General features: G+C 52.9%; 18 protein-coding genes and 1 riboswitch. Of the genes, 16 read left to right on the forward strand and 2 right to left on the reverse strand.

Annotation, left to right across the window (positions count from 1 at the left end; translation table 11 throughout):
• Positions 1-11: 11 nt before the first annotated feature.
• From KB559_RS09785 to KB559_RS09825, 9 genes are all read left to right on the forward strand, one after another.
• Positions 12-302, forward strand: coding sequence for a hypothetical protein (locus KB559_RS09785; protein WP_211021565.1), 291 nt, complete (start codon positions 12-14; stop codon positions 300-302).
• Between the two features lie 31 nt (positions 303-333).
• Positions 334-477: a hypothetical protein gene (locus tag KB559_RS09790; RefSeq protein ID WP_211021566.1), complete on the forward strand. Its 144-nt coding sequence runs from the start codon at positions 334-336 to the stop codon at positions 475-477.
• A 71-nt stretch (positions 478-548) separates the two neighbouring features.
• Positions 549-1,799, forward strand: a complete 1,251-nt coding sequence (locus KB559_RS09795; protein WP_211021567.1) for a M16 family metallopeptidase — start codon at positions 549-551, stop codon at positions 1,797-1,799.
• 15 nt (positions 1,800-1,814) lie between these two features.
• A complete protein-coding gene (locus tag KB559_RS09800) occupies positions 1,815-3,086 on the forward strand; it encodes a M16 family metallopeptidase (RefSeq protein ID WP_211021568.1) in 1,272 nt (423 codons plus the stop codon).
• Positions 3,087-3,103: 17 nt separating this feature from the next.
• Positions 3,104-4,150 carry a radical SAM/SPASM domain-containing protein gene (locus KB559_RS09805; protein ID WP_211021569.1) on the forward strand — a complete coding sequence of 349 codons (1,047 nt, stop codon included), beginning with the start codon at positions 3,104-3,106 and terminating at the stop codon, positions 4,148-4,150.
• 45 nt (positions 4,151-4,195) lie between these two features.
• A complete protein-coding gene (locus KB559_RS09810) occupies positions 4,196-4,507 on the forward strand; it encodes a YciI family protein (protein ID WP_244861558.1) in 312 nt (103 codons plus the stop codon).
• A 1-nt stretch (position 4,508) separates the two neighbouring features.
• Positions 4,509-5,768, forward strand: a complete 1,260-nt coding sequence (locus tag KB559_RS09815; protein WP_211021570.1) for an MDR family MFS transporter — start codon at positions 4,509-4,511, stop codon at positions 5,766-5,768.
• A 40-nt stretch (positions 5,769-5,808) separates the two neighbouring features.
• Positions 5,809-6,486, forward strand: coding sequence for an MOSC domain-containing protein (locus tag KB559_RS09820; RefSeq protein WP_211021571.1), 678 nt, complete (start codon positions 5,809-5,811; stop codon positions 6,484-6,486).
• A 206-nt stretch (positions 6,487-6,692) separates the two neighbouring features.
• The gene (locus tag KB559_RS09825) at positions 6,693-13,064 is read left to right on the forward strand and encodes an S-layer homology domain-containing protein (protein WP_211021572.1); all 6,372 of its coding nucleotides are present in this window, start codon (positions 6,693-6,695) and stop codon (positions 13,062-13,064) included.
• A 339-nt stretch (positions 13,065-13,403) separates the two neighbouring features.
• Here KB559_RS09825 and KB559_RS09830 read toward each other — a convergent pair whose 3' ends face one another.
• A complete protein-coding gene (locus KB559_RS09830; protein WP_211021573.1) occupies positions 13,404-14,408 on the reverse strand; it encodes a hypothetical protein in 1,005 nt (334 codons plus the stop codon).
• Between the two features lie 216 nt (positions 14,409-14,624).
• Between KB559_RS09830 and KB559_RS09835 the strand changes: the two genes are divergently transcribed.
• The 5 genes from KB559_RS09835 (at position 14,625) to KB559_RS09855 (ending at position 19,792) form a co-directional block, all read left to right on the forward strand.
• Entirely contained in the window at positions 14,625-15,386 is a 762-nt protein-coding gene (locus KB559_RS09835; protein WP_211021574.1) for a methionine ABC transporter ATP-binding protein, read from the forward strand.
• Complete coding sequence (locus tag KB559_RS09840; RefSeq protein WP_211021575.1) at positions 15,379-16,059, forward strand: methionine ABC transporter permease; 681 nt, start codon at positions 15,379-15,381, stop codon at positions 16,057-16,059. Before KB559_RS09835 ends, KB559_RS09840 begins: the two co-directional genes overlap by 8 nt.
• A 55-nt stretch (positions 16,060-16,114) precedes the next feature.
• A complete protein-coding gene (locus KB559_RS09845; protein WP_211022152.1) occupies positions 16,115-16,975 on the forward strand; it encodes a MetQ/NlpA family ABC transporter substrate-binding protein in 861 nt (286 codons plus the stop codon).
• A 190-nt stretch (positions 16,976-17,165) separates the two neighbouring features.
• Positions 17,166-17,318: riboswitch (FMN riboswitch) on the forward strand.
• Positions 17,319-17,442: 124 nt separating this feature from the next.
• Complete coding sequence (locus KB559_RS09850; RefSeq protein WP_211021576.1) at positions 17,443-18,408, forward strand: DMT family transporter; 966 nt, start codon at positions 17,443-17,445, stop codon at positions 18,406-18,408.
• Between the two features lie 196 nt (positions 18,409-18,604).
• Positions 18,605-19,792 (forward strand): GGDEF domain-containing protein, encoded by a 1,188-nt coding sequence (locus KB559_RS09855; RefSeq protein WP_211021577.1) that lies wholly within the window; start codon positions 18,605-18,607, stop codon positions 19,790-19,792.
• Positions 19,793-19,886: 94 nt separating this feature from the next.
• Here the strand turns inward: KB559_RS09855 and KB559_RS09860 are convergent, their stop codons facing one another.
• Positions 19,887-22,022: a glycoside hydrolase family 52 protein gene (locus KB559_RS09860; RefSeq protein WP_211021578.1), complete on the reverse strand. Its 2,136-nt coding sequence runs from the start codon at positions 22,020-22,022 to the stop codon at positions 19,887-19,889.
• A gap of 145 nt (positions 22,023-22,167) precedes the next feature.
• On the opposite strand from KB559_RS09860, the gene KB559_RS09865 reads away from it, so the two are divergent.
• Positions 22,168-23,085, forward strand: a complete 918-nt coding sequence (locus KB559_RS09865) for a helix-turn-helix domain-containing protein (RefSeq protein ID WP_211021579.1) — start codon at positions 22,168-22,170, stop codon at positions 23,083-23,085.
• A 69-nt stretch (positions 23,086-23,154) separates the two neighbouring features.
• A complete protein-coding gene (locus tag KB559_RS09870) occupies positions 23,155-24,066 on the forward strand; it encodes an SGNH/GDSL hydrolase family protein (RefSeq protein WP_211021580.1) in 912 nt (303 codons plus the stop codon).
• The last annotated feature ends 8 nt before the right edge of the window (positions 24,067-24,074 follow it).

Here is a 24,074-nt window from a genome sequence, read left to right on the forward strand (position 1 = left end):
AGGAAACCGTGATGAGCAATATCAACTCGAACAGTGTAGTCAGCCGCACTCCGGGGGTTGTTACCCGGAAAGAGGAAAACCGGAAATTCATCGTATACAATCCCGCGACGGATGAGATTCATTTGCTGCAGCCCGTGGCCCATGCCATTTTGAAATTATGCGAATATTCCTGCGAGGTTGATAAGCTGGCGTCGATCGCTTCCGAAGAAATACCCGCTTTAGGCTGTGAAGAAGGAAAGATGGCGGTCTGGAAGCTTTTGGAGCGACTGGAGCAACGGAAACTGGTTACGATTTCGAACTAATCCTCTCTCGGCTGGGAAAGGAGGTGAGATCATGGAACAAAATAAAGAATTGCTGCTGGAAACGGCTAGGGCTTCATTATCCGAAATGAAAGAATGCGACCTGCTTTCGGCTGTGGACTACATGGATATTGTGGATTTGGGCGAGCTGTCGCTGATTGCCTGGCGGGTAATCTGACCGGCGGAAGGAAGGGACCTTTCTTCACAGGGAGGTCCTTTTGTCTCCATCTATTTCAAGGAGCGATGGCCATGGAAAATAGCGGCTTATTTTTGCGGCGGTTGACTAACGGATTATCTGTAATCGCGATGCCGCAAGCAGATGTAGAAACCGTTTCGGTCGGTTTGCTGACAGGCGCCGGCGCGAGACTGGAAGAACCGTGGGAACTGGGCAGTTCAAGGATTCTTGAATATTGGATTTGGGACGGTCTTTCCACCGAACTGGCCGATCTGGGAATCCATAAAAAGTCCGCTCCGAACATAGAGTGGACCCGATATTGGGTCACGGCCCTCGCTCCGTATTTTGCGCAGACGCTGCGGACGTTGCTTCAAGCGGTATCAGCACCGGGCTTGCAGGAGCGTTCCTTTGCCGCGTTTCGATCTCTGGCGGCTCATCAGGCTGCGGCCCGCGAAAATGAGCCTCAGGCATGTACGGCCGATTTGCTCAGACAAGCCATGGGCGGTACGCAGCCGATCGCCAGGTCGGCGTATGGCCGAAGCGACGGTTACGGCATTTTGGACCCCGGGACTGTCCGAAACGTTTACGAGCGGTTGTATCAACCGGCTAATTGCGTACTCGCTATTGTCGGGAACTACTCAGAAGATCATTTAGAAAAACTGCTGGATGATTGCCAAAATAATTGGAAAGGTAATATGTCTTCGGCCTGCTTCCCGTCCGAGCAAGCTCCCTTATGGACGCCGGGAATCATCGCCAAGGAACGAGATGCGAATCAAGCGTACCTGACGCTGGGGATTCCCGGTGTTCCGTATGACGATGCCGATTTTTTTCCGCTCGCTGTCCTGGTTCAGATTATCGGCGGTGGGGACGGATCCCGGCTGTATGAGGAAATCCGGCAACGCCGGGGGCTCGTTTATCAGATTCGAAGCAGCCTTACTTCTTTCCGCGACGCCGGCCTGATGACCATTCAACTGGGTTCCCGGAAGGAGTCGGTGCTGGAGGCGCTGGAACAAATCATTCTGGAGCTGCGGCGTCTTGAACGCGATGGAGTGACGGAACGGGAAGTGCAATCCGCCAAAAACCAATTGATCAAGCAGATGGTGATGCGTTCAGAAAGTACGGTTGCCAGGATGAATACCTTGCTGACCTCGGGCTGGTATCCCAAATATCCGAGTACGCTGGAGGCTATGCGCCGATCGATTGAAGGTGTGACGTCAGCGGCGGTCTCTGAGGCGATCTCGAGGCATGCGCTGACGAATTCCCTAGGCATTGCCAGCATCGGCCCGTTGGCGGCAAGCGATCTTAAGGCGGGAGCGATTCATTGAGGAGGAGATTCCATCATGGAGCAACGATCGGTTACGCTGCCGAATAATCTTCGGGTATTGCTGCACCGGATGCCGTCCATGGCAACGGTGTCGGTCTGTTTTTACGTTTTGAGCGGGGCCCGCGACGAAACGCCAAATCAAGCGGGAGCCGCTCATATGCTGGAGCATATGCTGTTCCGGGGCTCCGAAGCATTTTCTGAGGAAGACATCCGGCGGGCGATGCGGGAAACCGGCTCGGACATGAACGCTTTTACGGCTTGGGAAGGGACATGCATATACGCCCGGATGCTGCCCGAGTATTTCGGCAGCCTGTTTCCGGTGCTGGCGGATATGGTGCGTCATCCCAAGCTGAATGCAGCCGACTATGAAGTGGAGCGAAGTGTGGTTCAAGAGGAATTGGCGAGGCAACTGGATGAGCCGCGCAGCGTAATGCTCCATGAGCTTCACCGGTTAAGCTTCGACGACAGGATGGGCGGCATCCTCATCGGCTCGAAGGAACAAATTAGAGATCTGGAACTTCAGGAGTTACGCGCTTTCCATCGAAGTCATTATGTCCCCGACAATACGCTCGTCATTATTACGGGCGCCTACGAAGAGAAACAGATTGAGGAGGCGCTGACTTCGCTGGAGGATTGGCGGCCGGGCGCAGACGGTCTTCTGTCCGAAGCGGTCCGGCAAAAGCGAAGCATGGGAGAATCGATAGCCGGGCCGGAAAAGCGTACCTCCAAACTAAAGGCCCCTCTTTTCCGCAAAGGCGCGGGAATTTGGGGATGGCGGCTTCCGCCGCTGCAAGGTGCGGAGCATTATACCGCCCATCTTTTGTGTACGCTGCTCGGCGACGACAATACGCTGGGCTCTAGATTTGAAACGGTGCTGGTGCGGGCGCGGATCGCGGAGCAGGCTAACGCGGTATATACCTCTTTTTCCGGAGGAGGCATGTTGAAAATTTACGGTACGTTTCCTGCAGAACACGAGGAGAAGTTCCAGGATGTCGTGATGAATGAACTGAGGCGCTTGCATGAAGGAAAGGGTGATCCCGGCGAACTCCGGCGGGCAAAAAATAAGATCAAGACTCAACTCGCGGTAGATGCTTCCACTACGGATAGCAGGATGATTTCGATGGCGCAGGCTTGGCTTCCCGGACGGGAGATGGTTACTCTGCAGGAAGTACTGGAAAGGATCGACGCCTTGACGGATAGGCAGCTCGCAAAACTGGCCGGCCGCCTGCTGGCAGAACCGCCATTCCGGGTGATTGCCGGACCGCCGGAACACGCGAAACTATCATAAAGAAGAGGAGGGGTTTCATGAGTCTCATACTCCGCTATCCGCTGCATATGGTCTGGGCGGTCACAAATCTCTGCAATGCCCACTGCGTTCACTGTTCCTCCAGCGCGGGCTGCCGCTTGCCCGGGGAGTTGGACACAAAAGAGGCTCTCGGTCTGATTGACCAACTGGCCGAATTGGGCGTCGTGGATTTGGCTCTGTCGGGTGGCGAGGCTCTGCTCAGGCCCGACATTGACGAACTGATTTCCCATGCGGTGAAAAGAAACATGCAGGTCGGACTCGGTACCAACGGCTGGTGGATTCAAAAAGAACGGGCGCATGAGCTGAAGCGGCTCGGTTTGCACCGCGTCCAGATCAGTCTTGACGGACTGGGACCGGTCCATGATCAAGTGCGCGGTTTGCCGGGATTGTTCGAAAGGGCAACCGCAGCAATGCATGTCTGCCGGGAGGCGGGGCTGCAGACGCATGTTTGTTTTACACCGCACCGGGACAATGTGCAGGATTTGGAGCATGTTATTCAATTCGCCTACGAGCAGGGCATTCATTTGTTCAATCTGTCCCAATTCGTCCCGGTCGGCCGGGGCAGCCAGGCCATGGATCTCTCGGCCGAGAAATGGAAGGAGATTGCCCGCCATTGGGCGAACAAACGCCGAGAATATGCGGGCAGGATGAAGTTTACCAGCCATTTGGCGCAAATGGCTCTGGTCGATGCATCGTTGGCAAAGCAGGAAGCTTTCCGCGGCTGCCAGGCGGGGACGGGCCAGGGGTATATTGCCCCGGACGGCACGGTTACGCCTTGCGTGATGCTGCCGGTAGGCATCGGGAACGTGAAAGATAAGCCTTTCCGTGAAATATGGGACGAGTCCTCCGTCATCTCGGATTTACGCGATCGCAGCAACCTCGGGGGCAAATGCGGAAGTTGCGTGATCCGCGAGCGCTGCGGCGGCTGCCGGGGTGTGGCTTACGGTTACTATCAGACCCATATGGCGGAGGATCCGCATTGCTGGCTTCCCCCGGAGGCGGCCCAGGCAAAGGAGCGGATCGATAGCGGTCTTTTGGCCACGTGATCTTGAAGGCAAGCTCCAGAAAATTAAAAAAAGGAAGCGATCTTCATGTATTTAACCAGAGAAGAGGATATTCGTTACGTCATTTTGTTGTCCGTGATTCCCGGCAAGGAAATGTCGGAAGATTTGATCCGGGCTCATGTCGGGCATTTGAAGGAACTGGACCGTCAAGGCAAGCTCGTGCTGTGCGGCCCGTTCACCGATTACCGAGGCGGGATGGTCATCATTAAGGCAGCCAGTTATGAAGAAGCGAAGGCGGTTGCCGAAAAAGACCCTTACGTGCAGGCCGGGGTTGAATCCTACGAGCTGAGAACGTGGGAATTATCCTGCGAAGGCAACAATCATATGGGAATGGGCTAAGATGAAACGATTCTTCGCATCTTTATCCCAATACAATGCCGTGATCTGGATTCGGGTGTTCGGAACCGCTTTATGCGCCACGACTACCTTTATGCTAAGACCGTTTTTCGTTTTTTATTTATCGGATAAGCTGAACGGATCGATCCTGCTCCCGCTGTTGATCGTGGGTTTACAGCCTCTTGCCGGCATCCTGCTGAGCTTTTGGGGCGGGGGAATCGCCGATCGATACGGGCGCAAGCCGGTAATGTTGTTTGCCCTGCTGATTCAGGGGGCCTGCATGCTCGGCTTCGTTTTTACCGACCAGGTTTGGGAGTTTGCCGTGTTGTCCGTGATTAACGGAATGGGCATGCCTATGTTCCTGCCGGCCGCCAATGCACAGGTCGCTGACGTGGTCCCTCCCGAGAAACGGGGGGAAGTGTTCGCCCTCATACATACCGCGATAAATGTGGGGGGAGCCGTCGGTCCATTGCTGGGGTTGCTTATTTACTCATGGAATCAGAGTACCGTATTTTCAGTTTCGGCGGCTTCATTCCTGTTGTTTGCCATGCTGGTGTGGTGGAAGGTGCCGGAGACGTTGCCCGCTCGTTCAGCCGAAGGCAGTCTGCCGCAGAAAGCGGCAATACCCAAAGTTACGTTCCGCGACCACCGCTTGCTGTACTGGTTTACGTTGTTCACGCTGCCGGTGGGCGTGCTGTATTCCCAAGTGGAGACGACATTTCCGCTACATTTGAAAGAACATTTCGCCAATGCATCGTCCCTGTTCGCCATTTTGATGACGATCAATTCGGTAGTCGTCGTGGCGGCGATGGTGTGGGTTGCCAAAAAAACAGAGCGGCGTACTCCGCAGATGATGATATTGCTGAGCTATGTCCTGTTTGCCGTCGTTGGTGTCGGTTATGGCTTTGCCCGTCATTTTTATATTCTGATATTGATTGAACTTATATTTACGGTAGCGGAAATCATCGGCATGACCCATTTGCAAAAATACGTCTCCGTAATCGCACCGGCCAACATGCGCGGAAAATATAACGCGATCTTCGGGATGTACATGTCGATTCCCAAACTGCTAAGCCCGCTGCTATTCGGTCTGCTGTTTGAATATTACGGCGGCGGCGTGATGTTCTCGGCGGTTGCCTTGCTGCTGCTGTTGGCCGGTCCGGCGCAATTCCGGCTGATTCAGAAGCATCATCGGAAGAGGGAAGACGCCGTTCCGCTTCCTGCGGACAAAAAGCCCGTGCTGGCGGAAGCTTCTCAAGGTTAAACGCGAGTCAATCATAAAGCCGTAGGAACGGAGGAGATGGATGGTGCTGACATTATTGTCGGTCAATATCGGGCAGCCGGCTAGGCTGGTGTATGAAGGCAAAGAGGTCATTACGGCGATTCAGAAATATCCCGTGCAGCACGATCTCCAACTGACCAAACTTATTCTGGAGGGAGACGCCCAGGCTAACCGCCTTCGTCACGGCGGTCCGAATAAAGTGCTCAGCATGCACTCGGCGGAGCATTACCGCTATTTTTCCAAGGTGCTGAATCAGGAGTTGAATTACGGGGACTTCGGCGAAAATATGACGGTCGAAGGAATAACCGAACACGATGTATGCGTCGGCGATATCCTGACGTGGGGCGAGGCCGTGATTCAGGTTTCGCAACCGCGCCCGCCGTGCCACAAACTGGCCAAACGGTTTGCATCTCCGCAGTTGCCTCTGTGGTTTCAGGAAACCGGATTTACCGGTTTTTACCTGAGGGTGCTCCGGGAAGGAAGGGTGAGTATCGGACAACCGCTGGCTCTAATGGAAAGGGATCCGGCGGGAATCACGCTGGAAACGGTCAACCGCGTTCTCTATCATGACCGGATGAATATGGAGCTGATCTCCGCTATTTTGGCGGTGGAGGCCTTGTCGGCAAGCTGCAGAATCACGCTGGAAGAACGGCAGAGAGGAATCGACAACGATACCGAGCGGAGATGGATCGGCGGCTGAAGAGGCGTGATATGACCTGGCTTGATTTGAATATTAATAGGGTTGCTCTTACGGAAATGATGTTCCGCGGGGCAGCCCTTTTATGTATAACGATGCGGAATCCATAATAATGCACCTTTTTTCCATACAAACGCACACCGGAGTGAAAGCGCTTTTAAATTAAGATGGAGAAGAAAATACCTATAAGATAAAGGAGGTCAAAGTAAATGAAAAAAATCAGGCCGATGATTGCAGGATTGCTTGCCGTATTGTTGATATGGTCCGCATTCCCCGCATATCCGGCACAAGCGGCTGCAGGCGGTACGGGAGCCGGAGACATTCCCGCAGGAAAAGTGATGATCAAGAACAAATGGAAAAGCAATTATTTGTACGAGGATTCGAACGGGATCGTTCGGTATGGGCTCACCAATCCCAGCGACGAGTCGGCTCACTGGATCGTGGTGACGAAAGGCGGCATTTCGCGAATCCAGAACAGCAAGACTGGCAACTACATATCTCTGGCTCGCACGACGCAGCGCAATCAGCCGCTAACCACAACTGCATCGTCGGATACCGCTGCGGAACAATGGATCATAGACAAGTCCAACCGGGACGGGTTCATGGTTGTCCGCAGCGCAAGCGTGCCGGAAGGGAATCTGGTCATTCACGAAGAAGACCAGCTTGGCTTTGCCGAAGCCAGTTCGGACATTAACATTACGTTTGAAAGCCCGCAGTGGGCTTTTATTTCCGTCGATGATGCAGCGGTTCGTATCGAAAGCTTGATGCGCCCCGGGAGTGTTATTTTTGAGCAGGACGGACAAGTCAAACACGGCGTTAAGGCGGCCGATGATCCATCCGCCCAGTGGCTCTTCGAACAGAACGACAGCGGGAAGATCACCATCCGCAATAAGGCGACCGGACATGTAATTTTGCAGAATGAAACGACTTGGGCCGGGATCTTAACCGGTGATCCAATACCGGATAAACCGGGCTTAAGTTTGTGGAATATGAGGGATGCGACCGGCCAGCCAGGGTTCGTCGTGTTCGAGAACGCAGAAATGCCCGGAAACTATATGAATCCGCAATTCCCGGACGATGATGACGTCCGCTCTAACGATTGGGCGGGCGGAGCTGACGGCGTAAACGCCTTATGGAAGGTCAAACCGGTGTCGGAATTGCCGGCGGTCCGGATCGGGGCTTATAGTGATGCCAAAGCGGCCACCGATTTTCTTTATGAGGATAATGGAACGGTGAAGCATGGCGCCATTAGCGGCGGAAGCGGGTCTTCCGACGACCGGTATTTATGGATCGTGGAGGATTATGATACAAGCAAGCGAATCCGGAATGCCGCCAGTAATCATTATTTAAACACCGACGGTAATCACCTGCTGACTGGTCCCGTCAGCGTGACGGATGCGACGTATACATGGTCGCTTACGGCATCGGAAGATTACGATGATTATCGAACGATCGAAAACAAAGGACTGCCCGGACAGTATATTACACTCGGAGCTGGTGATAGCGTGATTGTCAGCGGAGATGCCGGAAGCCTTGGAGCGCAATGGGAAATGATCGATCCGTCTCTGCCGGTGGATGGGTCAGACGCTTACATTCGCATTCAAAATTCCTGGCAGCCTTTTTATCTCTATGAAAACCAGGACGGAATGCTGAAATACGGAAATCCCCGGGAGGACGACCAGCGTGACCAGTGGCTTGTAGTCAAGCATCAGGGACGCAAGCTGTTCCAGAACCGGGAGACCGGACATTACATGAATATTGCCGATATGCCTGACGGTCATATCCAGGTAACTGCGCTCGCAGATCCCGGAAATGTACCTGAATCCTATATTTGGAGCGCCAAAAACCTCGGCGGCGGTACTTTTGTAATCAGCAGCGTGACCGATAAAGTGCCCGGGGAACCTTTCAGCAAATTCATTTCGCTGCAAAATCTGACCAAGTATGCGGAGTACAGCGTCATTAATCCGAACTGGGGCAGCCCGCAGTGGAGATTTATCCCCGTTACGGAGCAGACCAATCCGTATTTCCGTTTCCAATTGAAGAATAGCGGTGGGCTCTACTTAAAAGATTCGGAAAGTGCCCAGTCCGTTGCCGATGCGACATATGGGGCGCCGGACGACTATTCGGTCTGGTTCTTGCAGCAGTCAGGGGGCAGCGGTGCGGTCATCATGAAAAATAAAGGCAGCGGGCGCTCCCTGTCCATACAAAATCTGGCGGATGCCCAGGTGGAAGCCGAGGACGAGCCGACGCTTCCGGTAGAAACCCGGACCGAGGTGTACGAGGTCTGGGGAAGCATTAAATGGGTGGTCGAACCCAAGCCGGGAACGGATGAAGTGACCATCAAAAGCGGCTGGACCGGACATTACCTGTATGCAGCCGAAAATGAAGAAGGAAGTCCGGTTTTCAAAGTGAGCAGGGCACCCGGAGCGGGTGAACGGGCTGAAGCTGCTTTTATCGCCGAACCCGTGACGATTCCGGAGCAGCCTATCCCGGATACGCCGGTAAGGATCAAGAGTGTAACGGGCGACTCCTATTTGTATGAAAACCCGGGAGGCGTGGTGCTGTACGGGAATTTGGAGGCGGACAACGGGTATTCCCATTGGACGATCCTTGCACAGGATAACGGTACAATGCTGATTAAGAACCGGGCGACGGGTCATTATCTAACCTTGACCGAAGACTATACTTTTTTGGAGAGCAGCTCCGATTCTCCAGCAGTTGACGGCGCGTCATCCTGGTCGGTGACGCGGGCGGAAGACGGAGTTAATGTGACGATCCGCAGCCAGTACGGCAATTACGACGACGAATTTATCCATGTGCAAAATAATACCGGATATGCGGAACGCGGACTTCTGCCATCCTCCTGGGGCTCGGTGCAATGGAGTCTCGTCCCGGCGCCGGAAGAATTCAAAACGCCTGAAATGGCGGAGCCGCGTAATCTGAATACGGCAACTCCGGTGCAGGATCATACAAACAAAATCACGATTTCGCCCAAGGGACAAAGCGGTAAAGTCCTGGCCGAATCAGGCGGTAAACTGGTCTACACCGACGCGGCAAGCGCAAAGACGTCCGGCGAATGGCTGATGCAGGATTTCAATGGCCGCCATTTGATCAAGAACATCGCCACAGGGCATTATCTGGCGTTGAATGATAAGAACGCGCCAGCAATTGCCGCGTCCGGCAAATCCTTGGATTCGCAATGGATTGTCGAGGAGAAATTAGGTTACTTCACATTATCGAATGCAAAAGCCTCGGGGAAATTGCTGGACACCGCGCAAGGAGCGGGTTATGGAGAAGGCGCATCCCAAGCGGAAGAATTATGGCGGTTTGAAGCCATGGCTTCGGACGTGAAGTATCTTGCCTCGGATGCATTTAGCGGCAATAATGTTCTTCGCTTTGCCGTCCATAGTGATCAAGCAGGGGAATACGACGGAATTATCCACTACCGAAATGTCTCTGGTGCAGAGGGGCGGCTTCAACTTGTCGTCAACGGCTATCCGCAGCAAGAGCTGTCTCTCTCGCAGGTAGGCGGGTGGAGAACGGCCGAGGTGAAGCTGAATTTGCGCAGCGGCATGAACTCGGTTTCGCTGGAAGGTACGCAGGGAGGGCAAGACATTACGGCCATCGACTCCCTGACGGTGAAAAATAGCGTGAACAAAAACTATCGCGGAGCTACTGTGCCATATACCAGTTATGAAGCGGAGGATGCCGAGAGTAACGGCACGCTTATCGGGCCTTCGCGTAAATTCCGAAGCATCGCTTCCGAAGCCTCCGGACGTCAGGCTGTGAGCTTGAATCGGAGCGGCGATTTCGTCGAGTTTTCACTCGCCAAACCTTCCAATTCCCTGGTGCTCCGTTATTCGATTCCGGACAGCGCCGACGGGCAAGGCGCGGATGAAACCTTGTCCTTGTACGTGGATGGCGTATTCAAACAAACTTTGCGCCTGACTTCCAAGTATGCCTGGGAATACGGCAGCTATCCTTGGTCTAACGATCCGCGGCAAGGCAGCGGACACCGCTTCTTTGATGAAATTCATGCGCTGATTGGGGACGTCCCTGCTGGTGCGGTCATCAAGCTGCAAAAAGATGCCGGTGACCGGGCGGAATCCTACGTCATTGATCTCGTGGAAATGGAACAGGTAGAGGATGCGTATGGAATGCCTGCGGAAGGATTCTTGTCCGTAACCGATTTTGGGGCGGTTCCGAATGACGGCATGGACGATACTGCGGCATTTAAAGACGCCCTGGCGGCTGCGGCGAACCAGGGGAAAGGCGTCTGGTTCCCGGAAGGCACGTTTGATTTCGGCGATGAACTGCTGGACCTGGAATCGGCGGTGATCCGTGGTGCGGGAATGTGGCATACGACTTTGAACGGGGCTAAATTTATGGGGCATGGAGGCAAGGTTGAGGTCTACGATTTGCTGATCGACGGCGGTATTAACGTCCGCGATGACGAGGCTATCACGAATGCGTTCCATGGGGCGTTCGGTCCGGGTTCGGTCATCCAGCACGTATGGATTGAGCATACGAAAGCCGGTCTCTGGCTGACCCAGCCGATCGGAGAGGCCGCCCGCACGAACGGATTGTACATGATGGGACTTCGTATCCGCAATCTGATGGCGGATGGCATCAACTTCGCGGTTGGCACCGGAAACAGCATGATGGAGCAGAGCGATATCCGTTACCCGGGCGACGACGGCATTGCTATGTGGTCGTTCACCGATCCGAAGCTGGGCGAAGTGAACGGAACGGAACGGACGCCTAGCGTAAACAATACGGCGCGTTTTAATACAGTTACCTTGCCGTGGCTGGCCGACAATATCGTCGTATTCGGCGGTAAGGACAACAAAGTACAAGATAATCTAGTAAAAGATACGGTAACAAATGGGGCGGGCATCGCGGTTTCGACCCGATTTAACGCGGAAGCGTTCGAAGGAACCACGGTAGTGGAACGCAATACGCTGATCCGCACCGGCAGCTACGATACCGGCTATGGCGTCAGCCTGGGGGCGCTGTGGTTATTTGCCGGAGAAAGCAATATGAATGGAAAAATCGTCGTTCGTGACAATGTGACGAAGGACAGCACGTATTCCGGTCTGATCGCGCATGGGGATTTTGCGATGAACGATGTGTTGCTGCAAAATCTGGTCATCGACGGTGCGGGCACCCATGGCGTTGACGTAACGCCGAACCTGAAAGGCTCCGCCACGGTCGAGAATGTCATCGTACGCGGCGACCGGATGAAGATGGTGTCCAATCCGGCTGCTGGATTTTCGTTCAAGGAGATCAACCAGGGCTTCGCTTCCGCCAAGAAACCGGTCGTTGATCCGGGCGGTCCCGAGCCTGGAAACCCTGGGAACAACGGCGGAGGCAGCGGTAGTGGGGGCGGGGGTTCCGTAACGACGCCATCAACTACCGGGACCACTTCCTTCGACGACCAATTGAAAGCAGCTCTTGCATCCGGCCAAACCCGGATTGAGATTAAAACGGACGATCAAGGAAATGCAAGCTTCAATGCGGGCGCTCTTCTTGCAGCAGCTTCTTCCCGTCCGGACGCCATTCTGTCGGTAGTCGATACCGCAGCGAAGGCGGAGGTTCGCTTCCCGTTAAGCTATGTGGAAGGCATATTGAAAGAAGCTGGGGTTAAAGATGCCAATCAGGCGGTCGTGAAGTTCAGCTTGACGAAGCTTACGGATACCGAGCAAGCGCAATCCGGCATTGATCAAGCAGCAGCCAAACAAGGTTTTAAGCTGCAGGGAAATGCCGCTGAATTCAAGGTTACTGTAACTGAGGGCGTAAAAAAAACGCCGATCTCCCGGTATGCTCCCGGATCTGTCCAACGTCTGCTTACGCTGGAAGGAACCTGGAATCCGCAGACCGCGGTCGGTCTTCGCTATGATCCTTCCAACGGTACGCTTCATTATGTGCCGGCCTTGTTCAAGGCTAACCCGGACGGATCGACTACGGTTACGTTAAAGACCGACGCGAACGGAATATTTACCGTGGCGGTGAACGAAAGGACGTTCTCCGACCTCGCAGGTCACTGGGCAAATAGTGACATCGGGAAGCTTGCTTCCCGGATGATCGTAAACGGCTTCCCTGACGGCCGTTTTGGGCCGGGGCAATCCGTGACGCGGGCCGAGTTTGCGGCGATGCTGGTACGGGCGCTGGATCTGCGCAGCCGTCCCGACAGCGGTCGCTTCGGCGATGTGAAGCCGGGCGACTGGTTCCAGGAGGCAGCTTCTGCGGCCGCCGAAGCCGGCCTGATTCAGGGATATGCCGACGGAACCTTCCGTCCGAATTCTGCGATCAGCCGCGAAGAGATGGCTGTTATGGCGGCGCGGGCCTTGAAGCTGCTAGACGCGGATGGCGAGTTGCCACCAACCGCCCGTTTTGGCAGCTTCCAGGACGCTGCCCGAATTCACGATTGGGCGCGCAAAGATGTGCAAACCTTGCTTGATGCAGGAATTATGCAGGGGCAGTCGGAGGAACGGTTTGCACCGCAAAGCATCACGAGCCGTGCGGAAGCGGCAGTCGTACTGTCGCGCCTGCTGGTGCGGGGACAGTATATGAATCCGTGACAGGACGGAAATCTATCCGCTGTCGCCAAAAATGAAGAAAGACCGCCGGAGCAACTTGCTCCGGCGGTCTTTTTGTTAAGTATCTATTAAGTTTGCGGAGCCAATCCCAATCTAACGGACACCAGGGCCGCTATTGGATCGAAAACGGCTGCTTTGCAAAACTAACGGACACACAGGCTCTTAACTCACTCCATTGGCCCGAAAATAGGCGTTCAACCAGCATTTAAGGGCCGTCATGTCCGTTAAAATTTGAAACGCCGTGATTTCGGCGTTTTAAGGGCTGTGGTGTCCGTTAGCCGAAAAAATCTGTTCAAGCCTCACTCGGTCAAATGGCCTGAATTACTCGTAATTGAGCTTAACGAGTTCACTGCGAAAATGCTCCAGTGATTCCGTGAGTTTGTATTTGTTCTTTGCCGCTTCATCCATGAAGGCCTTCAGATCGTCCAACAGCGGGCTGGATCCGGAAGCTGTCTCTTTAAGCGCCGATTCGTAAGCTTTTTGAGCGTCCGGTTCCATTTGTTTATTGTCGTACCCGAATAACGGGGTATTGTTCGCACCGTAAAATACGGTCGTCGTGTAATTGGTAAGCATGGCCTTCACTTCTTTAATTCGCTTGGAGTCCGGGTATTGCTTGGTGAAGTTTTCGGCGGCAAGTGCCCGGGTCAGGAGTTCATCCCAACCGATGACAAGCGCGGCGTCCCGAAGCGAACGCTCTCCGGATTCCTTCGCCTTTAACTGCAAATAATCCTTTACATCTCCGGTGGCTTTGTCGGCGTACGCCGCGGCTACTCTGTAATCGGGATCCGGATTGAACATGCCTTCGGTCGGATCAAGCTGGTAGCCGCTGTTCTTGGTCTCCGTAAACAGGGCCTTCAGTTTTTCGTCAGTTGCCTTGCCGATCAATTCGTCCAAAGAATCGCCGATCTCGAATATTTTTCCAATCTTCTCCTGAGTATCCCCTTCGTAAAAACGGTCCGCGAGGCCTCCCAGCGCCGCAATCTGGGCATCTTCCACCGACAACAACAGATGGGAAACCCGCTCAGGGGTTAAGCTGTCCACATGCTTTTCAATAAACTCGAAAGCTTCCGGAAGCTTGTTGCCTTCTTGTTGGAGCAAGGCGTCAAATTCGGCGACCAATTGATCCTGCGCCGCTTCCGATTCCTCCCCGGCAGCACCGTTATTTCCTGCTTTGCCGGAATTGCCGTTTGGAGCGGATGGGGTGTTTTCTTGAACCGTATTTGTGTCGTTGTTTTTTGTTTCCGATTTATCCCCGCATGCACTGAGGGTAAGCGCGGCGGAGAGAATCAAGGCCGTAATGAGCTTGCTTTTTTTCAAGTTGGTCATGTTGAAATTCTCCTCCTTGGGTGTTGGTTTCTTAAGTATTCTTTAAACGCATTACGGATAATAAATGTTTCAAAGTTTATTTTGTATATGAAAATATAGCTAACTATTAGTGACACAGAAACTATAATGAACTATAATCAAAAGGAAATATTCGTTATAACAGTTTTAAAAATTAATAATACAATTATCTCTGGAAAATGTGGTGAGGTGTATTGCATGATTTCGCTTCATGAAGTCAGTAAAAGCTACAGTTCCGGCGAGGGGGTCTTTAAAGCCGTCGAATCGGTTTCCCTTACGATCCGTGAAGGAAGTATTCACGGAATTATCGGCCCCAGCGGTGCGGGCAAATCGACGCTGCTGCGCATGATGAATGTGCTCGAGCCTCCCGACAGCGGAAAAGTAATTGTCGGCGGACAGGACCTGACCCGGCTTCCGGAAAGTCAGTTAAGGGTGGCTAGACGATCCATGGGCATGGTATTCCAGCAGTTTCACCTGCTGCATAACCGGACAGTAAGCGGAAATGTTGCCGTCCCGCTGGAACTTGCCGGGATGAGCAAGCGGCAACGGAAAGAACGGGTAGAGGAATGTCTGCAATTTGTCGGTTTGCAGGACAAGGCGAAGCAGTACCCGGCCCGGCTCAGCGGCGGACAGAAGCAGCGTGTTGCGATTGCCAGGGCGCTCGCCCATCGTCCCGCCGTGCTGCTTTGCGATGAACCGACCTCTTCCCTGGATTCCATCACGACAGGAGAAATTCTGAATGTTCTGAGACACATCAATGAAACGCTGGGGGTAACCGTTGTTATCGTCACCCACGAAATGGATGTCGTGAAAGAGATCTGCCATGAGGTGTCGGTAGTGGAGCAAGGGCGGCTAACGGACGGCTTCGCGCTGGAGGAGCGTACCGCAAGGAATGTCCCACGCCATAAGCCGTCCTACCGGGATTTGTTGCTTGGGAAGGCAGGGGTGTCTGATGTTTGACTTTTCCTTGATGCTTGAGAAGTTCATGGACTTTCGAATCCAGATTGCCGAGGCGGTCGGTGAAACGTTTCTTATGGTCGGAATCTCGGTCATGGCGGCCATATTGCTGGGACTTCCGCTGGGAACCATGCTGTATCTTACCGCCAAAGGCCAGCTCCGCGAAAACGCGACCTGGTCCATGATTCTCAATGGGTTCGTGAACATCGTTCGGTCGTTTCCGTTTCTGCTGCTTGTCGTTTTTATGATTCCCTTCACCAGATTCCTGGTGGGAACAGCGATCGGGACGATTGCAGCCTCCGTGCCCTTGGCAATCGTGTCGATTGCAATTTATGCGAGGCAGGTGGAGCAGTCGTTGTTTGAGGTCCCTCGCGGGGTAGTGGAAGCCGCTCAATCGATGGGAGCCTCGAAGCTGAAGATCGTTTATAAATTTCTCTACGTCGAAGCCCGTTCCGGCCTGGTGCTGGGACTCACAACATCGACTATCAGCTTTATTTCATACTCGACGGTGATGGGCGTTGTGGGCGGAGGAGGAGTCGGCGATTTTGCCATCAGGTACGGGTATCAGCGATTTGAGACAGAACTGATGGCGGCGGTCATCGTGCTGATGATCGTTCTGGTTCAATTGATCCAGTTTACCGGCAGCCTGATTTCGAGATGGCTGGATAAAAGATAAATGGTAAAAGACAAAAGATAACTAAACCATTGGAAGGATGTTGGAGATGCTGAAAATGAACAAAAAGTGGATGTTAGGACTGTTAGTTCTGGTAATGGTAGCCGTAGCTGGTTGCGGTAACGGAAATACTAAGGGTGCGGGGAACGCAGAGCAAAACGGCGACGCCTCTACGGCTCAAAACGGGGACGGCAAGGAGGTAACGTTGAAGGTAGCTACGCTGATCCCGCCGATGACGGATATTCTGGAATTGGTGAAGCCGCTCCTGAAAGAGGATGGCATCAATTTGGAGCTGGTGGTGCTTTCCGACAATGTTCAGCCGAACGACGCGCTTGCAAACAAGGAAGTGGACGCGAACTTTTTTCAACATGTGCCTTATATGAATCAATATAATGAAAGCACGAACAGCGAGCTTGTAGCGGTACAGCCTGTCTATCATGCGGTCTACGGTGCATACTCGAAACGCTTTAAGAAGATGGAGGAACTGCCTGAAGGAGCTACGATCGTCATTGCGAATGATGCGACCAACGCCGGACGCTCGCTCGTCATGTTGGAGAAGGCCGGCATCATCAAGTTAAAAGAAGGCGTGGGAATTAACGCTACCGTTGCCGATATTACTGAAAATCCGAAAAAATATAAATTCGAAGAAGTGGATCTGTTGATGCTGGCCCGGATGCTTGATGACGCCGATTTGGTACTGATGACTCCGGCCTATGCGAGTCCGATCGGCCTGACGCCTAAAAAGGATGCATTGCTGGTCGAAACGACGGAATCGGAATTTGCGATTACGATGGTAGCCCGTGCGGACAATAAAGATTCCGAGCCGATCAAGAAATTGGCGGAGCGCTTGTCCGGTCCTGAGGTGAAACAGTTCCTGGAATCACAATACAGTGAAATCGCCATTCCGGCATTTGAATAAACCAGCTCACTTTCAAAAAAATAGTGGGTTACAAAAATAAATTATAATGCTATAATGGTTGCAAATAAGGGTTATTTTCATAAAATAAGTCATATATATTTTCAATGTGATGATTGTTACAGAGAATGAGGATATGCTGCAGTATTATGAAGGCAACCTTTGAAATTTAAAAAATAAAAATACAATGAATATGGATCTTCGGGGTAAGGTGAAATTCCTGACCGGCGGTGATAGCTATTTTGAATGATAGCTTTAGCCCGCGACTCGCTATTCCTTTTGGAACGGCGACTGACTTGGTGAAATTCCAAGGCCGACGGTAAAGTCCGGATGGGAGAAGATCATTAATAAGCATGCGGCATAGAATATGCATTCCGCAAGCTTATTTGATCAGCCCCCGTTTATGTTGACCTATGTCAATTGGCGGGGGCTTTCTGCGTAGACCCCATATTCGAGAAGGAGTCGGGAATATGGAAAATGCATCAAGTGTAAGGGTACAAGTCAAGCCGCTCGCTAAGGCGCAAGGGACCTCTGCAAAAAGCGGGTTCTGGCTAGTCGTATTGGGGGCCGCTCTTTGGGGCGTTGACCCATTGTTCCGTCTTATTTTGCTCAAATCGATTACTTCGGCCCAGCTGGTCCTGCTGGAGCACATATTGATTGCACTGGTGGTAGCTCCGATCTTGTGGAAAAACCGCCGCGAACTTCTCGGTGTCGGCTGGAAGCAAGTTGGGGCGCTGCTCTTTATATCATGGGGCGGTTCCGCGATCGCCACAATCCTGTTCACGATGGGGCTGGCGAACGGAAATGTCAATGCGGTTCTGCTGCTTCAGAAGCTCCAGCCTCTGTTCGCCATCATCATGGCCAGATTTTTGCTTAAGGAATCCCTGCCGCGTCATTTCTCGCTGTTATTCATTTTGGCGCTGGGCGGAACCTACTTGCTGACCTTCGGCTTCTCCATCCCGTTTGGACACTGGAACGATTTTATCCAGGTTGGCAGCTTGTTATCCATGGGCGCTGCGGCGCTCTGGGGCGGATCGACGGTTATGGGCCGCTTGATGGTCGGACAAATGAAATACGAAACGGTTACGTCGCTTCGCTTCATATTGGCTCTGCCGCTCTTGCTTGTTGTGACATGGAATGAAGGAGCTGCCTGGCATTTGCCGGGAAGCGCATCCGGAATTACGGCCTTTTCCTTGAATCTGCTCGGGCAGGCGCTTTTACCGGGATTGCTCAGCCTCTTGGTTTACTATAAAGGATTAACAACAACCAAAGCATCCGTAGCTACGCTGGCCGAACTCAGCTTTCCGATGGTGGGCGTGCTTCTTAACTGGATCGCTTTTCAACAAATCATCACCCTGGCCCAAGCGGTTGGATTCATTCTCATCTGGGCGGCATTGTTCGCCATTTCCAGACAAAATAATTCTTCACCGGCATAATGGGAATCAAGAATAAGCAAGGCTTTCGACAGGAAAATTGTCGGGAGTCTTGTTTTTTATTTATACTGGTTATGAAAAAGAAGGACTTTTCCTGTATTATAGCGAAAGGTTTGGGTATTATTTCCGTTTTATTTGCATAAACTTCCGACTTGGATAAGAAATGGATGATCTGAACATTATGCCTTTAAATTTAGACATGAAAACCGTGTTCATTTTGCTTGCGCTTGGTCATTTATTTACGGTAGTGCTCATAACCGCATATAGGCACAGGCAGCCGAGAGATACGGCGGTGAACACCTTTTATGCGGCGAAATGGTTCCAAGCGGCCACATGGGGAATTCTCGCTATTCCGGTACTCGGCTCTCAAATGTTTTTTATTTCACTGGCCAATTCGATTTTTCTGCTCGGTACAGCTTTAGAGACGATGGCGCTGCTGAAAGTAACGGGCGGATTCGGCAAAAGGTCCGGACGGTATTATTTGATCCTTACTTTGATATCCATTCTGAGCTATAATTTCGTGGTTCTGTTTTACAATACGGAAGGTCTGCGGATTTCGATCGTTTCGGTGGCGTCAGCGGCGTTCCTCTACCCTCCCGTTTACCGAATGATCACTTCGCCGGAGCGATCGTCCCTAAGCATTCTCATCGGTTATATATATCTTCTCATGACCGTCGGACTGCTTGTCCGAACCGGCATGTCCTGGTTTTCCGTCGAAGCGGTGACGATGTTTGAACCGAACTTTTATCAAAGCTTGTCGTTTCTGTCCTTGTATCTCATTATGACCCTGGGAAATGCGGGGTTTGTTCTGCTGTCCAAAGAAAGATCCGACAGGGAATTGCTTAAGCTGGCCAGTTACGATGATTTAACGGGAGCGTTGAACCGTAGAACGTTTATTTTGGAAGCGAAGCGGAATTTATCCCTATATGAGAAAAAACAAATGCCCGTATCCTTCATCCTGCTGGATCTTGACGATTTCAAAACGATCAATGATACATACGGCCATGATATAGGCGACGAAGTGTTAAGGGATTTTTCGGATAAAATGCGAGGCCAACTAAAGGAAGCCGATTTATTCGGGAGATACGGTGGCGACGAGTTCGCCATTCTGCTGCCGGGAGCGGATGAGCTGAAATCCGATGAGGTGGCGGAATCGTTGAAGCTTTCGGTGGAACAGGCCTCTTGCGGGGGCCGGCCATTCGAATACTCCATCAGCATAGGAATCATTACTGTGATGCCAGGGCCGGAGGTGCCGCTGGAAAGGCTGTATCAATCAAGTGACAAGGCGTTATACAAGGCCAAACAGGCAGGAAGAAACCGCGTGGCTCGCACCCGGCTTGAAGCTGAAGAAGACCAGAAGGGTACGGAAGAGTGGGCAAGACGATAAACCATAAGCAGGGACCGGTCCAGTCATTGTGATGACTGGGGATCCGGTCCCTTTTTATAGTTATTTCAGATCCATTTCTATAGTTGATAGTCCGTTAAAGACCCGGTTGTTCATCCAGCCATAGAATGGCGGTTACGCCGCGGGGATAATACCGGCTGCCGCAGATAACTCCGGCGAGCATCTGGTCGCTCCAGCTCCAATAAGCGTTCGAATCGGATGTCAGCCATGCGGCATGAGCGGCATCGGCGGCTGCCCCTTGCTCATCCCAAGGGAGTCCCAGAATGTGGCGGGCGATGAACTGGCACAGATAGATTTTGCTGAGCCAGGAATTGTTGCTGGTCGAGGACAGCTTCCAACCGCCGTCTTCGAACAGACAGCTGCCGGGAACCAGCACAGTCTGAAGATGCTGTTTCAGTGCGGAGATATAAGTCCCGAACCGCCCGTTTGCGTCAAGTGCTTCTTTGCATCCTGTATATAGCGGAAATACCAGACCTTCGATCGCCGGGATAATCCGGGAGTCGTTATTCTCCCCAATCACCGCAGGAATGTAGCCGGCCGGCAGCAGATGCGCGGAGATCGTGCCGGCGCAGAGCTCGGCTTGTTCGCCGGCAAGCTTGGCGTGATCAAGACGCCCGGCTTCCAGAAACAGCTTCTCCATCGCAACATAAGCCGCCCAGCTTTTGCCCGCCAAATAAATGTTGTTACGGGCTTGGCCGAGCGAGACGTCCAGGCTGTCGTAGGTCGTAATTTCCGCGCCGCCCATCGTCCGGGAGCTGTCCAGCCCCATAATACCGCTGCGCTGCGCCGGGTCCGGATGGTCCCGGTTGACCATGCTGTCCAGACATTGCTCGAAAATACCCAAATTGCGGTCCAACCATTCTTTATCCCCGGTTTGTTCCACATAGACGGAGGCGCACAGCACCCAGTTGACGAGCTGCTCATGAGTCATATGGGAGAAGCAATCCTTAATTGCATGCAATTCATAGGAAGAGTAGCCTGGACGCGAAAAAGAATTCGCTACACCCATATCATGCGTAAAGCTGATGCCGCCGGGATAAACGGCGTCGTCGCCCGGAAGGGAGACGGTGTCCTCATAGCTGTAACGGTTCACGAAGAGATCGAGCTCGTTTTTTACCGTCCACGGATTCATTTTCAGTTCATAAAACAGCTGATCCACCGTCAAATCGAACGTGTTCATCATCCGGTATTCGCCCTCATTGACGATCCACAGCGCCTTGCCCTGATGGTCCAGGAGCTCCGTTGAACCGTAGTAGCTGCGGATGGCATGGGTCAGCATAAAACGCTGATCCTCATTCAGATGGGATGCTCCGGCGATTAGTTTATCGCTTCTGCGGGCCGACTCCACTTTTTCCTCAAAATGCTCTAACGCATAGGCTGCCACTTCTTCGATGTTGGCGAAATAACGGGTGTAATAATAGGAAGCATCCAGTCCTGTTGTCACGTAACCGGCTCTATAGAAGCAAAGCGCAAAGCGGTAGGTGGCTTTTTCGCCTGCCGGCGTATCCATCAGCAGAGCGCCGACGGGTCCCAGTCCGAAGCGCAGGTTCTCTTCCGTTTTAGGTTCGAGAATGGCCTCCATCGTGAAAAATCCGGCGCTCTTCACCCGTTCGTCGTTGGTCGCAATCGCGGTATGCCGGCCTTGACCTACGCCGACAATGTCTCCCCCGGTCGTATCTTCCAGTCGTCTGACGGAGGAATAAGGGCCGTTGCCCTGGAAACCGAAGAAGGCTTTGCGGTCAGACGTTCCGCGAGTGTTGTCGACCGTGATTTCCGCCAGTATGGCGGGCATCAGCGCGAAAGCCAATTCCTTATCGTCCGCGGAAGCCGGATCGGGAACGCTGCCGAAAGGCGAGTACAGCCGGAAGGTCAAATCACCGGCCTGCCATTCGTCCTTGGCCGCGCCGAACCGCCGTGAAATGGACTCGCGGGGAAAAGGGAGGATCAAAGCGTCGTCTTGATTGCTGCCGTTATCATCGGCATCGTCGTGTTCCGAGGTATAACGGTCACGTTCGTCCTGGCCTTCCCCATAAAAAGGCAGGGCCCGATACTGCTGCTGACCATCCTCCTGAAGCCCGATATATATATTCTGGTTTGGCGGGCTGCCAAGCTCCAGATCAAACCCTCCGCTCTTGCCCGGATAACCCAGCGTAAAGCTGGCAAAGGCTCCAACCGGGGAGTGGTGGGCGTTGAAAAATTTATTTTTACCCATCTTGATTACCTCCTGTTCTAAATGTAAGCGTTATGATAACTTGATTATATCAAGGGTAATTATGAAGTCCTATGTCCAAAGCGTTTATCAATTTATCCAAATCGTTCAGATTAATTAATTTATCGGATACAGGAGGGGCTGGATTATGAATATTTCGGAGGAACATCACATTGCTGAATTTATGCTGCCGGACATGGATTCCACCTTTCGGATTTTTGCGGCTCATTTGCGCACCGTGACACAGGATTGGTCTTATCCGCGTCATACCCATCCGCTGTTTGAAGTGAATTTACTTCTGTCGGGCAGACAGGAAATGATCGTAAACGGACAGCGTTTCGTACAGGAACCTGGCGATCTTATGCTTCTGCGGCCGGAGGATGTGCATGAGAGCCGTGCGGCGAGTTCCGAGAGGATGACCTATTATTGCCTGCATTTTAATGTGGATGATCGCGTGCTTCGCGAAATGCTCTGTCAGGGAGGAAGGTTTCACTTCGAGGAAAACAGTCCGCTGGTCAAAACGATTCGGCCCAGCCTGGATAAATTAATACAGCTTACCTCCGGCGAAGGCACGGTGAAGCTCTCCAATAGAATGCGAGCGCTGTCCGCCGTATTTGAATTGTTTGCGGGCCTTGGCGAAACGCTTGTTGAACAGAATCGGGTGGAAACTCCTAACGGCAGGATGGCGCGGATCGCTGCCGAGATAGCGGCGGGACTGGAGAAAAGCGTGGAAGCGCCGGAATCGGAGTGGCTTGCCGATGCCGATGCCGAAGGGGAAGAACCTTCCGACCTCTCGCGGGAAACCGTGGCGGCCGTGACCGAAGGCTTGGGATACAGCGCTTCCTCCTGCAACCGGATGTTTCATCGGGTGTACGGCATGTCCCCGCGCCAATATTTATCCGCGTTGAAGCTCAAAAAGGCCAAGCTGCTGCTGATGGAATCGGCGCTCTCGGTGGAGGCCGTCTCCGCGCGGCTAGGATACAAGGATATCGCGCATTTCAGCCGCCAATTCAAACGCTGGACCGGGGAGCCGCCGGGCAAGTTCCGTGCCAGATTCCATATTTGATAGTCGCGGAAAACGAAGTGAAGTAAAATGAAATTCAACTGATTTAATAATTTTGGAGGCGTTGACTATATGATGCATACACCCGATGACCAATTGAAGGTTCCGGAAAGAAAACGAATTGTATTTTTAGGCGACAGCATTACGGAAAACGGAGCTTACATCCGTTATCTTGACGCCTATTTTCTCCAGCATTTTCCCAATCACAGCCTGGAATTGATCAACCTGGGCGTCAGCAGTGAAACGGTGGCCGGCACGAATGAACCGAGTCACCCGTTTCCGCGTCCATGCTTGCATGAACGGCTGGAACGGGCCCTCGAGGAGAGTAAGCCGGATTGGGTGTTTCTGTGCTACGGGATGAACGACGGGATTTATCATTCGTTTTCGGAGGAGCGTTTCGCGCTATTCCGGAACGGAATGAAGAAGGCGGTCGAGCGGATCGGACAGACGGGGGCCAGGGTGATTTTGATGACTCCGCCGCCGTATGACGTGCTGTCGATCAACGGAGAGGCGCAGCCGGACGGATTGCAGGAGTATGCTTTTGAAACGCCTTACAGGGATTATAACGGTGTGCTTGGAAAGTATGCGAACTGGGTGACGGAATACGGAGCGGAGCAAGGCTATACCGTGGTGAATCTCCGGGAGCCGATGATGTCCTTTATCGCCGGACGGAGAGAAACGGATCCGGCATACAAGTACAACGACGGAGTCCATCCGGAAGATGACGGCCACTGGGTAATGGCCCGCGCGATTCTTAGCGACGTCTTCGGTATTGAGCCCGAGCGTACGCCGGAATGGGCCAAGAGTATGGACGGAGATTTTATCCGTGCCGTATCCCGCCGCAGGGATGTGCTGAATGCGGCATGGCGCGAGCATGTGGGCCACAGCAATCCGGATAAATTCGAGGCGTTGCCGTTGGCGGACGCCTTAAGGCTGGCGGATTCCATCCTTGAAGACATCCGTATGGCAGCGGAGCAAGCCTAAATACCGAG

Source organism: Paenibacillus sp. Marseille-P2973 (assembly GCF_018101095.1).
GTDB classification, from domain to species: Bacteria; Bacillota; Bacilli; order Paenibacillales; family Paenibacillaceae; genus Fontibacillus; species Fontibacillus vini.

Excerpts from the sequence above, each read along its gene's own strand:
- KB559_RS09795 (WP_211021567.1), top strand. The coding sequence starts at position 549 with ATGGAAAATAGCGGCTTATTTTTGCGGCGGTTGACTAACGGATTATCT.
- KB559_RS09870 (WP_211021580.1), top strand. The coding sequence starts at position 23,155 with ATGATGCATACACCCGATGACCAATTGAAGGTTCCGGAAAGAAAACGA.
- KB559_RS09860 (WP_211021578.1), bottom strand. The coding sequence starts at position 22,022 with ATGGGTAAAAATAAATTTTTCAACGCCCACCACTCCCCGGTTGGAGCC.
- KB559_RS09810 (WP_244861558.1), top strand. The coding sequence starts at position 4,196 with ATGTATTTAACCAGAGAAGAGGATATTCGTTACGTCATTTTGTTGTCC.
- KB559_RS09825 (WP_211021572.1), top strand. The coding sequence starts at position 6,693 with ATGAAAAAAATCAGGCCGATGATTGCAGGATTGCTTGCCGTATTGTTG.
- KB559_RS09835 (WP_211021574.1), top strand. The coding sequence starts at position 14,625 with ATGATTTCGCTTCATGAAGTCAGTAAAAGCTACAGTTCCGGCGAGGGG.
- KB559_RS09800 (WP_211021568.1), top strand. The coding sequence starts at position 1,815 with ATGGAGCAACGATCGGTTACGCTGCCGAATAATCTTCGGGTATTGCTG.
- KB559_RS09865 (WP_211021579.1), top strand. The coding sequence starts at position 22,168 with ATGAATATTTCGGAGGAACATCACATTGCTGAATTTATGCTGCCGGAC.
- KB559_RS09790 (WP_211021566.1), top strand. The coding sequence starts at position 334 with ATGGAACAAAATAAAGAATTGCTGCTGGAAACGGCTAGGGCTTCATTA.
- KB559_RS09850 (WP_211021576.1), top strand. The coding sequence starts at position 17,443 with ATGGAAAATGCATCAAGTGTAAGGGTACAAGTCAAGCCGCTCGCTAAG.
- KB559_RS09785 (WP_211021565.1), top strand. The coding sequence starts at position 12 with ATGAGCAATATCAACTCGAACAGTGTAGTCAGCCGCACTCCGGGGGTT.
- KB559_RS09815 (WP_211021570.1), top strand. The coding sequence starts at position 4,509 with ATGAAACGATTCTTCGCATCTTTATCCCAATACAATGCCGTGATCTGG.
- KB559_RS09840 (WP_211021575.1), top strand. The coding sequence starts at position 15,379 with ATGTTTGACTTTTCCTTGATGCTTGAGAAGTTCATGGACTTTCGAATC.
- KB559_RS09830 (WP_211021573.1), bottom strand. The coding sequence starts at position 14,408 with ATGACCAACTTGAAAAAAAGCAAGCTCATTACGGCCTTGATTCTCTCC.
- KB559_RS09855 (WP_211021577.1), top strand. The coding sequence starts at position 18,605 with ATGAAAACCGTGTTCATTTTGCTTGCGCTTGGTCATTTATTTACGGTA.
- KB559_RS09805 (WP_211021569.1), top strand. The coding sequence starts at position 3,104 with ATGAGTCTCATACTCCGCTATCCGCTGCATATGGTCTGGGCGGTCACA.
- KB559_RS09820 (WP_211021571.1), top strand. The coding sequence starts at position 5,809 with ATGGTGCTGACATTATTGTCGGTCAATATCGGGCAGCCGGCTAGGCTG.
- KB559_RS09845 (WP_211022152.1), top strand. The coding sequence starts at position 16,115 with ATGAACAAAAAGTGGATGTTAGGACTGTTAGTTCTGGTAATGGTAGCC.